The sequence below is a fragment of the Micromonospora sp. WMMA1998 genome, assembly GCF_027497375.1.
In the GTDB taxonomy this organism is placed as follows: Bacteria; Actinomycetota; Actinomycetes; order Mycobacteriales; family Micromonosporaceae; genus Micromonospora; species Micromonospora sediminicola.
The window spans coordinates 6,185,036-6,198,833 of the sequence record NZ_CP114911.1 but is presented as its reverse complement, the minus strand read 5'-3'; the positions used below and the strand labels follow the sequence as shown (position 1 = coordinate 6,198,833).

Sequence of the window (13,798 nt, the reverse complement as noted above, 5' to 3'; positions counted from 1 at the left end):
TCTATGGATCCGGTGGCCCGATGTCGACGGTGCGAAAGTCGGTTGCCGGTCCGGCATCGGATCCGGGAGGGTGTCGGCATGACGTTCTGACGGACCGCACCCCGCCCGCAGGCCGAGCCGCCTGCCGTTCGCCGCTCTCCGCCTCTCCCAGAAACGAGCGTCTGTGTCCGTGCACCCCTCCGGGCGGGCCGCCGTGCCCGCCACCGTCTCCGTCTTCTCCTCCCCCGGCAGCTGGATCGAGTCCGCCGCGCTGGACCAGTGCCACCAGGTCGCCGCGCTGGACGGCATGACGCACGTCGCCGCCATGCCGGACCTGCACCCCGGCAAGGGCGCGCCGATCGGCGCCGCGATGGCGTCGACGGTTCTCTACCCGTTCCTGGTCGGCTCCGACATCGGGTGCGGCATCGCGGTGTTCCCGATCGCGCTGCGGCGGGCCGTACCCGAACGGCTGGCCGCGCGGTTCCCCGACCTGGACCGGGCGCTCGACCCGGACCGGGACGCCGAGGACCCGGCCTGGTCGGTGCTGGACGGGGACGTGCCGGCCGGTCACCTGGACGGGCTCGGCACGGTCGGGCGCGGCAACCACTTCGTCGAGCTGGCCCGCGTCGGCCCGGTCCTCGCGCCGGAGCACGCCGACCGGCTCGGCCTGGCCACCGGCGACCTGGTGCTGGTGGTGCACTCCGGGTCACGCGGGCTGGGCGAGCGGATCCTGCGCGAGCACACCGAGCGGCACGGGGCGGGCCCCGCGCCCGACCCGGACGCCTACCTGGCCCGGCACGACGCGGCGGTCCGGTGGGGCTCGCTCAACCGGCGGCTGCTCGCGGCCCGGGTCGCGTACGCGCTGGGCGCCGAGCCGACCGAGCCGGTCGTCGACCAGTGCCACAACCTGGTCGAGATCCGCGACGGGCGCTACCTGCACCGCAAGGGCGCGGCCCCGGGCGACGGCCGGGACGTGCTGGTCGCCGGCACCCGGGGCACACCGTCCTACCTGGTGGCCGCGCACGCCGGCGCGGACGCCAACCACTCGGTCGCGCACGGCGCCGGCCGGAAGATGTCCCGCGCCGACGCGCTGCGCCGCGGCCGCGCCAAGCACACCGTCGAGGAGCTGCGCCGCACGCCGGTCGGGTCGCTGGTGGTGTGCGGCGACCGTCAGCTGCTGTTCGAGGAGGCGCCGACCGCGTACAAGCGCATCGAGCAGGTGATCGGGGACCTGGTGGCGCACGACCTGGCCACGCCGGTCACCACCACGGTGCCGCTGGTCACCTACAAGACCCCGGACGTCGGCGCGGGTCGCCGCCGGAGCCGGCGATGACGGAGCTGTTCCTGTCCGCCGGGCGTGGGCCGCAGGAGTGCGCGTGGGCGCTGGGCCGGCTGCTGTCCCGCCTGGAGGCCGACGCCGCCCGGCGTGGCCTGCGCGTGGTCCGGGTCGAGACGGTGCCCGGTGAGCGCCCGGGCACCCACCGGTCCGCGCTGGTCCGGATCACCGGCGCGGGCGCCGACGAGTTCGCCGTCGGCTGGACCGGCACGCTCTGCTGGCAGGCGGCCAGCCCCTACCGTGCGGGGCACGGGCGGAAGAACTGGTACGTCACCGCCCGGGCGCACCGGGCCGACGTGGCGGCGACCCCGTTCCGCGAGGCGGACGTCGCGATCGTGCCGTGCCGCACCGGCGGGCCGGGCGGCCAGCACCGGAACAAGGCCAGCACCGCGGTCCGCGCGACCCACCGCCCATCCGGCCTGACCGTGGTGGTGGACACCGAACGGCACCTGCACCTGAACCGGCGGATCGCCGTCGACCTGCTGCGCCGGCGGATCGCCGAGGGCGACGACGCGGCCCGGCGCGCCGGCACGACGGCGCGTTGGCGGATCCACGACGAGCTGGTCCGGGGCGACCCGGTCCGGGTGGAGCGACCGTGACCCGGGCGTTCCTGCGGCGGGACGACGTCCGCGACCTGGTCCGCGACCGGCTGGGCCGGGACCGGCGGGTCACCGCGCTGGACCGGCTCACCGGTGGGACCCGCAAGGGCGTGTACCGGATCGGGCTCGACGACGGCGGGTCGGTGGTCCTCTACGTCTGGTCGGCGGCGGAGAACTACTGGCCGGAGTCGGTGACGGTCCCGGACGATCCGTTCACCGAGGCGTCGGGCGCGGACCTGTTCGCCACCAACCACGCCGCGCTCACCGCCGCCGGGGTGCGCGTGCCGCACCTGATCGCGGTGGACCTCGCCGGGCGTCACCTCGACGCCGACGTCGCGCTGGTCGAGGACGCCGGCGGGGTGACGCTGGAGGCGTTGCTGGCCCGCGACCCGGTCCGGGCCGCCGCCCCACTGGCCCGGCTCGGGGACGCGTTGCGGCGGATGCACACCACGGCCGGTCCCCGGTACGGCCGGCTCACCGACGCCCCGGGGGCCTCCGTCGCCCGGGCGGCGGAGGAGGTCGTCCTGGACCGGGCGTTGGCGCACCTCGACGGGGCCGCGGCCCGGGACCCCCGGCCGGCGGCGGCGCGGGACCGGATCGCCGCCCACCTGCGCGAGCTGCGGGAGCGGGTGGCGCCGCGACGGGCGTACGCGCTGGTGCACGGCGAGTTGGGCCCGGACCACGTCCTCGTCACCCCGGCCGGCGAACCGGTGATGATCGACTTCGAGGGCCTGACCTGGTTCGACGTCGAGTGGGAGCACGCCTGGCTCCGGCTGCGCTTCGGCGGCGCGTACCAGGCGCTGCGGCCGGTCGCGCTCGACGCCGACCGGCTGGAGTTCTACCGGTACGCGCAGGTGCTGTCGTTGATCGAGGGTCCATTGCGGATCGCCGGGACCGACTTCCCGGACCGGCGGTGGATGCGCGAGCTGGCCGACCGGAACATCGCCGCGGCGCTCGCCGTGCTCTGAACCGCTCACGCACGGTGAACCGCAGGTCACGGCGCCGTCTCATTTCGCACCGATGAACGCCTGATGAACGGTTCGCCTCTTGACGACCGGGCGGCCCGGTCATTGAATTTCGACGTGGCGAGCTGCCCCGCGCGCGTGTCGTCCACACCGGCCGTCAGCGGGGGCGGGCCGGTCGCCCGAGCCCGTGCCCGCACCGGGGCGCCCGGCCGACACCCGCCCCGGCGGGCCGTCCGATGACCGAGCGACGCCGACGCACACTGCTCAGCGCGGCGCTGCACGCCGTGTCGCACGCCGTCGCCGTCGTCTACTGCCTGACGACGCTCGCCGAGCCGCACCGGCCGCTGATGCTCGGGGCGTACGGCTCCGGCCTGGTCGCCGGCGTCGCCGGCTCGTGGGTCGCGACCCGGGTGACGTCGAAGACCTGGAGCTACCGGGTCTCCTCCACGCTGCTGCTGATCACGCTGGTGGTGGCCGCGGTGGGCGCGCTCGGCGACGGCGGGGTCTCCTCCCCCGCGGCGCTGGGCTTCGTCACCACCGCCGTCTTCGTCGCCAGCTACACCCCGCAGCTGCGCCTGATGCTCGGCTTCGAGGTGCTCATCCTCGGCACCTACCTCCTGGTCGCCGTCGCCGGGCCACCCGCGCCGCGCGGGCACGTCTTCGTCTATCTCGCCGGCATGCTGGTGCTCGTCTCGGTCTGCTCCACCCAGACCCGGGCGCTGGCCCGGCAGCGGTCCCAGCTGCGGGCGCTGGCGTCGCTGGACCCGCTCACCGGCGCGCTGAACCGGCGCGGCCTGGCCGAACTGGCCCGCTTCCTGTTCCGCGCGGGCTGCCGGCCCGGCCCGTCGCTGCTCTGCCTCGACCTGGACGACTTCAAGCTGGTCAACGACCGTCTCGGGCACGCCGCCGGGGACGACCTGCTGCGTCGGGTGGTGGCCGCGACCCGCGAGGTGCTGCGCGGCGGGGACGCCATCGCCCGCATCGGGGGCGACGAGTTCGTGGTGGTGCTCGCCGACGCCGACGCGGAGGCGGCCCGCTCGACGGCGGCGCGGATCGAGGCGACGCTGCGCCCGCTCACCTCGGTCAGCGTCGGCACCGCCACCGCGCCCTTTGACGGCGACACCCTGGACCGGCTCCTGCACGCCGCCGACCAGCGCCTCTACGAGGTCAAGCAGCAGCGGCGACGGCTCATCGCCGACCGGGGCGGACGCGGCTGACGGACGGCGACCACCGGCGCCCGTGGCCGGCGTCCCGGTCCAGGCGTCCGGAGCGCGGCCGCCCGAGGTCCGAGCGTCCGGGGGGTACGGGTCAGGGTCAGGCGACGAAGACGCAGAACGGGTGACCGGCCGGGTCGGCGTAGACCCGCAACGGCTCGTCCGGGTCGTCGACGCGGTCCAGCAGCAGCCGGCCGCCGAGCGCGAGCACCCGTTCGTGCTGCCGGTCCAACTCCGCCACCGACGGCACGGTCAGGTCGAGGTGCAGCTGCTGCGGCACCTCCCCCTCCGGCCAGGTCGCCGCCGGCAACCGCTCGACCTGCTGGAACGCCAGCTGCGGGGCGCCCTCCGAGGTCCGCAGCACCAGCCAGTCACGGCCCCGCCCGTCGGGCTCCCCGGCCGCCCGGGGTTCGTCCCCGGGCCGGTAGACCAGGCCCAGCAACGCGCGGTAGAACTCGGCCACGGCCCGTGCGTCGGTGCAGTCGAGCACCACCTGGCACAGCCGCAGACCCGGTCCGTCGGTCACGGTGACCACCTCCGGACCTCCTCCTGCCCCGGGCGGGCCCGGCCCAATCCGCCCGCCGGGCGTCCGGATACGGTGGGCGCGGCTGCGACGCGGCGAGGGAGGACACCGGATGCGCCTGCACGTGGGCTGTGCGATGTGGACGCACCGGTCGTGGTCGGGGCGGTTCCTGCCGCACCCGCTGCCGGCCCACGAACGGCTTCGCGCGTACGCCGGCTGGTGCGACGCGGTCGAGGGCAACACCACGTTCTACGCGACCCCGAGCCGGGAGACCGTCGCGTCCTGGGCGGAGCAGACCGACCCCGACTTCCGGTTCCTGCCCAAGCTGCCGAAGGCGGTCACGCACGGGCACCGGCTCACCGGCGGCGAGGGCGACCTGCTGGCGTTCCTGGACGCGATCGAGCCGCTCGGCCCCCGGGCCCACATGCTCTGGGTGCAGCTGCCCGGCGCGTTCGCCCCCGACGACGTGCCCGTCCTGGACCGGTTCCTGCGCACCCTGCCCACCACCCACCGGTACGCCGTCGAGGTCCGCCACCCCGCCTTCTTCACCGATCCCGGCGCGGTGCGGGCGCTGGAGGACACGCTCGGCCGGCACGGCGCGGAGTGGGTCCCGTTCGACACCACCGCCTTCTTCCGCACGCCGCCGACCAGCGACGCGGAGCGGGAGGCGTGGACCCGCAAGCCCCGGCTGCCGCTGCGGACCCGCGCGCTGACCGACCGGCCGGTGGTGCGCTACCTCGGCCGCGACGACCCGGCCACCACGGTCGAGGGCTGGCAGCCGTGGCTCGACGTGGTCGTCGCCTGGCTGCGCGAGGGCCGCTCGCCGACCGTGTTCGTGCACACGCCGGACAACGCCGACGCCCCGGAACTGGCCCGACGTTTCCACGACCAGGTGCGCGCCCGGGTGCCCGGGTTGGCGCCGCTGCCCGAACCGGCCCCGGTCGGCCCGGCGACACTGTTCTGACCGCCCGAACCGGTCAGGCCGGCCCAGCCGGTCAGGCCGGCGTCAGCGGCAGCAGCACCTCGAACCGGGTGTCCCCCGGCTCCGACCGCACCCGGATGTCGCCGTGGTGCTTGTTGACCACGATCCGGTACGAGATGTCCAGGCCGAGACCGGTGCCCTCACCGACCGCCTTGGTGGTGAAGAACGGCTCGAAGATGCGCGGCCGCACCTCCGGCGGGATGCCCGGACCGGTGTCCCGGACCTCGACGGTCAGCCGGTCCTCGGTGCGCCCGGTCCGGACCGTCAGCGTGCCCTCGCCGGCCATCGCGGCGAGCGCGTTGTCGATGAGGTTGGTCCACACCTGGTTGAGTTCGGCGGCGTACGCCGGCACGACGGGCAGGCTCCGGTCGTACTCCTTGACCACCCGCACGCCCGCCGGCACCTTCGCCTGGAGCATGACCAACGTGGCGTCGAGCAGGTCGTGCACGTCCACCGTCTGGTAGGGCGCGCGGTCGAGTTGGGAGTACTGCTTGGCGGCCCCGACCAGCCCGGAGACCCGGGTCACCGCGTCGTCGATCTCGCCCATCAGCAACTCGGTGTCGATGGTGTAGGTGATCCAGTGGACCGCCGACTCCAGGTCGTCGCCGCCGACCGCCGCGTCGACCTGGGCGAGCCACCCGCTGTCGATGCCGCCGGCGACCAGCGTCGGGGCCAACTCCCAGGCCCCCCGTACGCCGTGGTCGTCGAGCCAGTCGGCCAGCTCGTCCTCGGCGTCGCTGGCCGCCAGCGGCGACAGGCCCGGCGCGGCGGCGGCCCGCTTCACCGCCTCCTCCTGGAGGGCGACCAGGTCGTGCAGCCGCCGCCCGTCCAACCGCCCGTCGGCGATCATGGCGAGCTTGTGCCGCATCTTCGCGACCCGCCCGCGCAGCGCCGAGGTGGCCCGCACGGCGGCCGCCGCCGGGTTGTTCAGCTCGTGGGTGAGCCCGGCCGACAGCGCGCCCAGGGCCAGCAGCCGTTCCCGCTCGCCGACGATGGTCTGCGTGTTGCGCATCCCGACGAACAGCCCCTCCAGCAGGTGGGTGGCCATCGGGAACCAGCCGCGCATCGCATCCGCGATGATCACCGCCGGCAGGGCGAACACCGCGCAGTCGGTGACCGCGCGGAGGCTGTTCAGGTAGCGCTGCTCGGCCGGGTCCCCGACGTACGCCTGCATCGCGCCGCCGTAGACGCCGGGCTGGCTGGTCCGGCTCAACTCCACCTCGTCGCCCTGGACCCGGCGGTGCATGGCGACCGTGCCGTCGAGCAGCACGTAGAAGCAGCTCGCCGGCTCGCCCTCGACGTAGACCGGCTCGCCGGCGCGGCGCCGCTCCACCCGGCCGTGCTCGGCCAGGTGGGACAGCTGCTCCGGGGTGAGCGACTCGAACAGGAAGAGCCGCCGCAGCTCGTCGACGGTCAGTCGGTCCGTGGTCACTGGGCCTCCTTCGTTCGCGACTGCGGGGCTCGCAAACCCGGCTCACTCCTCGCGCTCATTGCGCCTCCAGGTAGCGGTGCACCAGCGAGACCGCCATCGCGCCCTCGCCCACGGCCGAGGCCACCCGCTTCACCGAGTCGGCCCGCACGTCCCCGGCGGCGAACACGCCCGGCATGCTGGACTCCAGGTGGTAGGGGTCGCGCGGCAACGCCCAGCCCGGCGGCCGGCGCCCGCCCCGGGTCAGGTCCGGGCCGGTGAGCACGAAGCCCCGGCCGTCGCGGGCGACCGCGCCGCCGAGCCAGTCGGTGCGCGGCTCGGCGCCGATGAACACGAACAGCCACGAGGTCTCCACCTCGCGGGTCGCGCCGGTACGCACGTCCCGCAGCGTCACCCGTTCCAGGTGCTCGCCGCCGGCGCCGCCGACCACCTCGGTGCACGGGTGCACCTCGATGGTGTCGATCCGGGCGATCTGCTCGATCAGATAGCTGGACATCGACCGGGTCAGGTCCTCGCCGCGGATCAGCAGGTGCACCCGGCGGGCGTAGCGGGAGAAGTGCACGGCGGCCTGGCCGGCCGAGTTGGCCCCGCCGACGATGTAGACGTCCGACCCGGAACAGCTCGGCGCCTCGCTGGCCACCGAACCGTAGAAGCAGCCCCGGCCGGTCAGCTCGGCCAGCCCGGGCGCCGGCAGCATCCGGTAGGAGACACCGGTGGCGAGCACCACGGTGTGCGCGGCGACGCTGCTGCCGTCGCTGAACCGCAGCACCCGCGCCCCGCCCGCGTCCTCCAACGACACCACCTCGCGCGCGCTGAGCAGCTCCGCGCCGAACCGCAGCGCCTGCCGGCGGGCCCGGTCGGTGAGCTGGGCGCCGGAGACCCCGTCCGGGAAACCGAGGTAGTTCTCGATCCGGCTGCTCTGCCCGGCCTGCCCACCGGTGGCCCGCCGCTCGATCAGCACCGTCCGCAGCCCCTCGGAGGCGCCGTAGACGGCGGCGCCGAGCCCGGCCGGGCCGGCGCCGACCACCACCAGGTCGTAGAACTCGGCCGCCGGCGTGGTGGCCAGCCCGACCTGCGCGGCCAGGTCGGCCGCCGACGGCTGCACCAGCGACTTGCCGTCCGCGGTCACCACCAGGGGTACGTCGTTCGCGGTGACGCCCGCGGCGGTGAGCAGCCCGGCGCCCTCCGGCTCGTCGGCGGGCACCCAGCGGAACGGCACCAGGTTGCGGGCCAGGAAGTCCCGGGCCGTGAACGACGGCGCCGACCAGCGGTGCCCGACCACGCGCAGCTCGGGGGTGGCGGTGGCGCCGTCGGCCGTCCACGCCTCCAGTAGCTGGTCCAGCACCGGGTAGAGCTTCTCCTCCGGCGGGTGCCACGGCTTGAGCAGGTAGTGGTCGAGGTCGACCACGTTGATCGCGTTGATCGCGGCGTCGGTGTCGGCGTACGCGGTGAGCAGCACCCGGCGCGCGGTGGGGAACAGGTCCATCGCGGCCTCGAGGAACTCGATGCCGTTCATCTGCGGCATCCGGTAGTCGGCGATCAGCACCGCCACCTGCTCGCCGCGCAGCCTCAACTCGCGCAGCGCGTCCAGGGCCGCCTCGGCGGAGTCGGCGCGGACCACCCGGTAGCGGTCGCCGTAGCGGCGCCGGATGTCGCGGGCGACCGCCCGGGAGACGGCCGGGTCGTCGTCGACGGTGAGGATCGCGGGGTTGGGCATGGCCCCCACTTAAGCACCACCGGCGGCCGACCCGCACCACCCGCCCGGACGGCCGCCCCTCCCTCACCTCGGTGATCAAGGAGTTCGCGTCGAGCGGAGGCGAAGGGTGTGCGGGGGCGGCGGGAGGTGTGAGGATCGGCGAATGCGTGCGGTGGTGGTCGAGGAGTTCGGGGTGGCGCCGGAGGTCCGGGAGGTGCCGGATCCGGCGCCGGCGCCCGACGGGGTGGTCGTGCGGGTCGGTGCGACCGGGCTCTGCCGCAGCGACTGGCACGGCTGGCAGGGCCACGACCCGGACATCCGCCTGCCGCACGTGCCCGGGCACGAGTTCGCCGGCGTGGTCGTGGCCGTCGGCGCGCAGGTGCGCGGCTGGCGGCCCGGCGACCGGGTTACCGCGCCGTTCGTCTGCGCCTGCGGGCGCTGCCCCTCCTGCCTCGCCGGCGACCAGCAGGTCTGCGAGCGGCAGACCCAGCCCGGCTTCACCGGATGGGGGTCGTTCGCCGAACACGTTGCCGTGCGCGACGCCGACGTCAACCTGGTCCGGCTGCCGGACGACCTGGACGACCTCACCGCCGCCGCGCTGGGCTGCCGGTTCGCCACCGCGTTCCGGGCCGTGGTCGGGCAGGGCCGGGTGGCCGGCGGGGAGTGGGTGGCCGTACACGGGTGCGGTGGGGTCGGCCTGTCCGCGGTGATGATCGCGGCGGCGAGCGGCGCCCGGGTGGTGGCGGTGGACGTGGCGCCCGCCGCGCTGGAGCTGGCCCGGCGCTGCGGGGCCGCGGTCTGCCTGGACGGCGACGCGCTGGGCGGTCCCGGCGAGGTGGCCGCCGCGGTCCGCGAGGCGACCGGCGGCGGCGCGCACCTCTCGCTCGACACGCTGGGCAGCCACGCCACCTGCGTCGCCTCCGTCGAGAGCCTGCGCCGGCGGGGTCGGCACGTGCAGGTCGGGCTGCTGCCCGCGGCGCAGGGCCGGCCCGCGCTGCCGATGGACCTGGTGATCGCGTACGAACTGGAGCTGCGTGGCAGCCACGGCATGCCGGCGCACGCCTACCCGGAGATGCTGCGTCTGGTCAGCGCCGGGGTGCTGCGCCCCGGCGAGCTGGTCACCCGCACCATCGACCTCGCGGCGGCGCCGTGGGCGTTGGCCACCATGGACCGTCCGACCGTCGCCGGGATGTGCCTCATCCGTCCCTGACACGGCAGCGGGCCGGCCCGACGTCGGGAGACCCCGACGCGGACCGGCCCGCGACCGACCGGCTCAGTCCGCCACGGTCACCAAGACGGTACGGGGCGGCTGCTGGTACTGCCCGTGGTTGTCCATGCCGCGGATCGTCACCGTGTACGTGCCGGCCGGGATGACCGGTGACGTGTACGCGAAGTTCGACCCCGGCGAGCCCGGGCTGGTGAGGAACGCCGCGATCCACGGGTAGTTGCCCGCCGTGCCCGGCTTGCTGAACGTGCCGGAGGAGTTCATCCCCTGCCCGGCGCTGTTGGAGATCTGCAGCTCCACCCGCTGCATTCCGACGTCGTCGACCGCCCGGCCGCTCACCACGATCCGGCCGCCGGTGTAGGCCTGCCCCTCGACCGGGGTGACGCTCGGCTCCAGCCTCGGGTCGAGGTCACCCGGGTAGACGAGGTACCGGGCGGTGGCGCCGGTGGTCGACCCGTCCTGCTGCCCCGCCGTGTCCACGGCCCACGCCTCCACGGTGAACGTGCCCTTGGTGGGCAGGTCGATCGCGAGCGTGAACCCGGTGCTCGTCGCGCCGGGCGCGGCCAGCGTCGCGTCGACGGTGGCGAACGCCGCCGCCATCGTGCCGTTGGGCTGCACGTACCGGCCGGTGTCCAGGTCGCGCAGCGCCACCCGGACCGCCCGTACGCCCTTGTCGTCTGTGGCGGTGCCGCTCAGGTCGAGGTGCAGCCGGTCGATGTCCTGGTTCACGCCGGTGAAGCTGAGCAGCCCGTTCGGGAAGGCGTCGCCGGGCACCTGGGCGGTGACGGTGAGCCGGCCCAGGTTGCCGGTGGACGTGGTCAGGCCCAGTTTGTCGGTGGCGCGTACCCGGAAGTCGTAGACGCCCGGGGTGAGCGGCACGGTGGTGAAGGACCAGTCGATCGTCGCCGCGTCGAGGTTCAGCGGGGAGATCCGGTGGTACGCGGCCACCGAGTCGGCCCCCCAGGTGCCGTCCGCCGCCAGCGCCTCGCGGGTGGTGTTGTTGCGCAGGTAGATCTCGACCGACTTCAGGGCGTCGTCGTCGCTCGCCCGGCCGGCGAACGTGACCGTGGCGCCCGGTGCCACGGTCAGCGGCGCGGCGGCGGTCGGCGGGGTCATCGCCACCGGCGCGGTGATCGCCACGGTCGGCGGGACGCCGGTCGCGGAGACCGTCCAGTCCCGGGTGTCGCCACGCAGGTCACTCTGCCCGGCGTTGTCGACGGCGGTGGCGGCCATCCGCCACTGCCCCTCGGCCGGGAGCGTCACCTCGAACTGCCACGTGGTGGAGACCGCGCCGATCACGTCCGGCTCACCCCGGAAGGTGTTGTAGACCGGCGCCACGGTGCCGTCGTCCTGCAGGTAGCGGTTGTCCGAGGTGCGGAACGAGTAGACCAGCGCGTTGACGCCCTTGTCGTCGGTGGCGGTGCCGGTGGCCACGAAGCTCTTCGTCGCGAGCAGGCCGGCGGCCGGCGAGCTGATCCGGGTCGACGGCGGCAGGTCGTCGAAGCGGAACGCCTCGATCTTCTTGATCGCCTTGGTGGTGTCGCCGGCCTTGTTCCGGTCGAACGTCTTCGCCTGCAACTGGTATTCGCCGGCGGGCAGGGACACCGGCAGGGTCCACGTGGTGGAGGTGGCGTTCGGGCTGGCCAGGGTCGCGAGGACGCTGTTCGACGCGCCCCAGGTGGTCAGGTCGTCCTGGAGGTACTTGCGGCTCCTGCGGTCCAGGATCTCCACCTGGACCTTCGCCACGCCGGCCGGGGCGAGCGCCTGGCCGCCGATGGCGAAGGACTCGCCGGCCTGCTTCACCGCGCCCTCGATCGGCGTGGTGATGGTGGTGTCCAGCGGCGACGGTGCGGGCTCCTTGGAGAGGTCGAAGAACGCGACCCGGCCGGTGGTCTTGCCGCCCTTGGTGTTGCCGTCGCCGCCGACGAGCAGGCCGCGCGAGGTGGCGAGCATCGCCTTCTCCCCCTCGTACGAGTTGGAGCCGGGGTTCCACTCCAACGCCGTGCCGGTGATCGGGTCCAGCGCGCCGAGGTGGTCGCGGCGCACCACCTGGTCGCCCAGGCCGTAGCCGCTGAGCCCCTGACCGGTGCCGTAGCCGACGTTGTCCAGCCCGGGCCACGGCACGTTCGAGGTGGGCGACTCCTGCCAGCTGAAGTGCCCGCCCACGTAGACGGCGGTGGCGGTGATCGCGACGGAGTAGATGCTGTCGAAGTGCCGCGAGATCCAGAGCGGTTCGACGTGGTCGTTGCCGGTCAACGGGTACGCGATGGCGGTGTCGTTGATCGGCGGCCGGTCGCCGCCCGAGCCGCTGGTGACCACGAAGTACGAGTCGTCCGGCGCGATGTCGCCGCCGAAGACCCGCTGGATCCCGCCGACGAAGGACAGGTTGTCCTCCCACAGCCGGGTACGCCACGGCAGCAGCGCCTTGCTGGCCGTGCCGATCAGGGCCACGCCGTAGCGGTCCTGCCCGGCGATCTGCCGCCCGGTGTGCACGACCAGCAGCTTGCTGCGGTCGTGGGTGAGCTTGAGCTGCTGCACGGTGAGCATGCCGCCGACCCCGATGCCGCCGGTGAGCGGCAGGTTGAACGCGGTGTCGACCGCGCCGCTGGTGGGGTTGAGCGCGACCAGGCCGCTGCGGGCGACCCCGTTGACGGTGGCGAACTGACCGCCGACGTAGACGGCGGTGGGGCTGACGGCCAGCGCGGTCCCCCGCGCGTTCGCGTTCGCGGTGAACGCCGCGACCGGCGCGCCGGTGGTCGGGTTGAGCCGGGCGATCTTGCGCTTGGTGATCCCGTTGATCGTGTTGAACGAGCCCGTGATGTAGAGCGAGGACCCGTCCGGCGACGCCTCCACGGCGGCGACCGCGCCGTCGATGGTCGGCCGGAAGCCGGTGTCCACCTTCCCGGTGTCCAGGTTGTACGAGGCCAGCGACTTCTGGGCGATCGCCGTCCCGCCGACGTTCGCGATCGAGGTGAAGGTGCCCGCGATGAAGACCCGGTTGCCGATCACCTCGATGTCGGTGATCTCACCGTTGGTGATCTGCGGCGTGTCGGTGCGGGGCGTGGACGGCACCAGCCGGGTGTCCCCGGGGGTGACCTGCGCCCTGGTGGCGACCGTACGGGCGGCGCCGATCGCCGCGCTGCCACCCAACGTCTCCGCGCCGCCGCGCCCGGTGGCTCCGGCGTCCCGGACGGTGACGGTGCCGGCGATCGCCGGCACTCCGGCCACCACGACCGCGCCGGCGGCGAGCACCGCGACCGCGCGACTCCAAACTCGCATCGAGACAACTCTCCCTGTCCGCCGGGACGGCGGCCCTCGGGTGGTTCCCGAGTCCGTCCGTCCGCGTGCCGGACGTCACCGTAGGAGGCAAGGACTTCTCGCGATACGCCGCCGCACCGGTAATCGACCGCCAGACATCAATTCCGCCCACACCGGTGGCCCCCCTCCACCGATCGGCCACCCCCACCCCCACCCCCACCCACCCCGTCGATCATGAAGTTGACCGCTCGATCCGCCCGTTTTGTCACCGCCAACCTCATGATCGACGCCGCGGTGACGGGTGAGGTGGCGCGGCCGGGGGTCGGGGGTCTCCGGCGGAGACGAGCGAGGGCCTGCGGGGGCGACGGGCAGACGACTGACGGAGTGTCAAATGTCGACCGAAAACCTCGGCGGAAAGCGCTCCGAGGAGGGCGCGGATATCCGACCGGGCGGCGCGCGCGCTGCGCAATTGTCGACACAATCGCCGGAGAACGGCGTGATCGGCTCCGGCACGCAGATCACGGGTCGGGCCGTCGGGACGGGACGAGGATTCCTCGTGACGGTATGCCATCGAAGATCACCCTGTCAACGA

The 13,798-nt window shown here is 74.3% G+C and carries 10 protein-coding genes; 6 read left to right on the top strand and 4 right to left on the bottom strand.

Going from position 1 to position 13,798, the window contains the following annotated elements; translation table 11 throughout:
- Nucleotides 1-163: 163 nt before the first annotated feature.
- From O7600_RS28895 to O7600_RS28880, 4 genes are all read left to right on the top strand, one after another.
- The gene (locus O7600_RS28895) at nucleotides 164-1,312 is read left to right on the top strand and encodes an RNA ligase RtcB family protein (protein ID WP_281591515.1); all 1,149 of its coding nucleotides are present in this window, start codon (nucleotides 164-166) and stop codon (nucleotides 1,310-1,312) included.
- On the top strand, nucleotides 1,309-1,914 hold the full coding sequence (gene prfH, locus O7600_RS28890; RefSeq protein ID WP_281591514.1) for a peptide chain release factor H: 606 nt from the start codon (nucleotides 1,309-1,311) through the stop codon (nucleotides 1,912-1,914). Before O7600_RS28895 ends, prfH begins: the two co-directional genes overlap by 4 nt.
- Nucleotides 1,911-2,882, top strand: coding sequence for a phosphotransferase (locus O7600_RS28885; RefSeq protein ID WP_281591513.1), 972 nt, complete (start codon nucleotides 1,911-1,913; stop codon nucleotides 2,880-2,882). Before prfH ends, O7600_RS28885 begins: the two co-directional genes overlap by 4 nt.
- Nucleotides 2,883-3,115: 233 nt before the next feature.
- Nucleotides 3,116-4,096 (top strand): GGDEF domain-containing protein, encoded by a 981-nt coding sequence (locus O7600_RS28880; RefSeq protein ID WP_281591512.1) that lies wholly within the window; start codon nucleotides 3,116-3,118, stop codon nucleotides 4,094-4,096.
- A gap of 97 nt (nucleotides 4,097-4,193) precedes the next feature.
- Here O7600_RS28880 and O7600_RS28875 read toward each other — a convergent pair whose 3' ends face one another.
- Entirely contained in the window at nucleotides 4,194-4,619 is a 426-nt protein-coding gene (locus tag O7600_RS28875; RefSeq protein WP_281591511.1) for a VOC family protein, read from the bottom strand.
- Between the two features lie 133 nt (nucleotides 4,620-4,752).
- Between O7600_RS28875 and O7600_RS28870 the strand changes: the two genes are divergently transcribed.
- Nucleotides 4,753-5,580 (top strand): DUF72 domain-containing protein, encoded by an 828-nt coding sequence (locus tag O7600_RS28870; protein ID WP_281594293.1) that lies wholly within the window; start codon nucleotides 4,753-4,755, stop codon nucleotides 5,578-5,580.
- Nucleotides 5,581-5,611: 31 nt separating this feature from the next.
- Here the strand turns inward: O7600_RS28870 and O7600_RS28865 are convergent, their stop codons facing one another.
- Both O7600_RS28865 and O7600_RS28860 read right to left on the bottom strand, forming a co-directional pair.
- A complete protein-coding gene (locus tag O7600_RS28865; protein WP_281591510.1) occupies nucleotides 5,612-7,030 on the bottom strand; it encodes an ATP-binding protein in 1,419 nt (472 codons plus the stop codon).
- A 55-nt stretch (nucleotides 7,031-7,085) separates the two neighbouring features.
- Complete coding sequence (locus O7600_RS28860; RefSeq protein WP_281591509.1) at nucleotides 7,086-8,744, bottom strand: FAD-dependent oxidoreductase; 1,659 nt, start codon at nucleotides 8,742-8,744, stop codon at nucleotides 7,086-7,088.
- A 142-nt stretch (nucleotides 8,745-8,886) separates the two neighbouring features.
- Here O7600_RS28860 and O7600_RS28855 point away from each other — a divergent pair, with 142 nt between their 5' ends.
- Nucleotides 8,887-9,933: a zinc-dependent alcohol dehydrogenase family protein gene (locus O7600_RS28855; protein WP_281591508.1), complete on the top strand. Its 1,047-nt coding sequence runs from the start codon at nucleotides 8,887-8,889 to the stop codon at nucleotides 9,931-9,933.
- Between the two features lie 63 nt (nucleotides 9,934-9,996).
- On the opposite strand, the gene O7600_RS28850 is transcribed toward O7600_RS28855, so the two are convergent.
- Nucleotides 9,997-13,227: an Ig-like domain-containing protein gene (locus O7600_RS28850; RefSeq protein ID WP_281591507.1), complete on the bottom strand. Its 3,231-nt coding sequence runs from the start codon at nucleotides 13,225-13,227 to the stop codon at nucleotides 9,997-9,999.
- Nucleotides 13,228-13,798 lie beyond the last annotated feature (571 nt).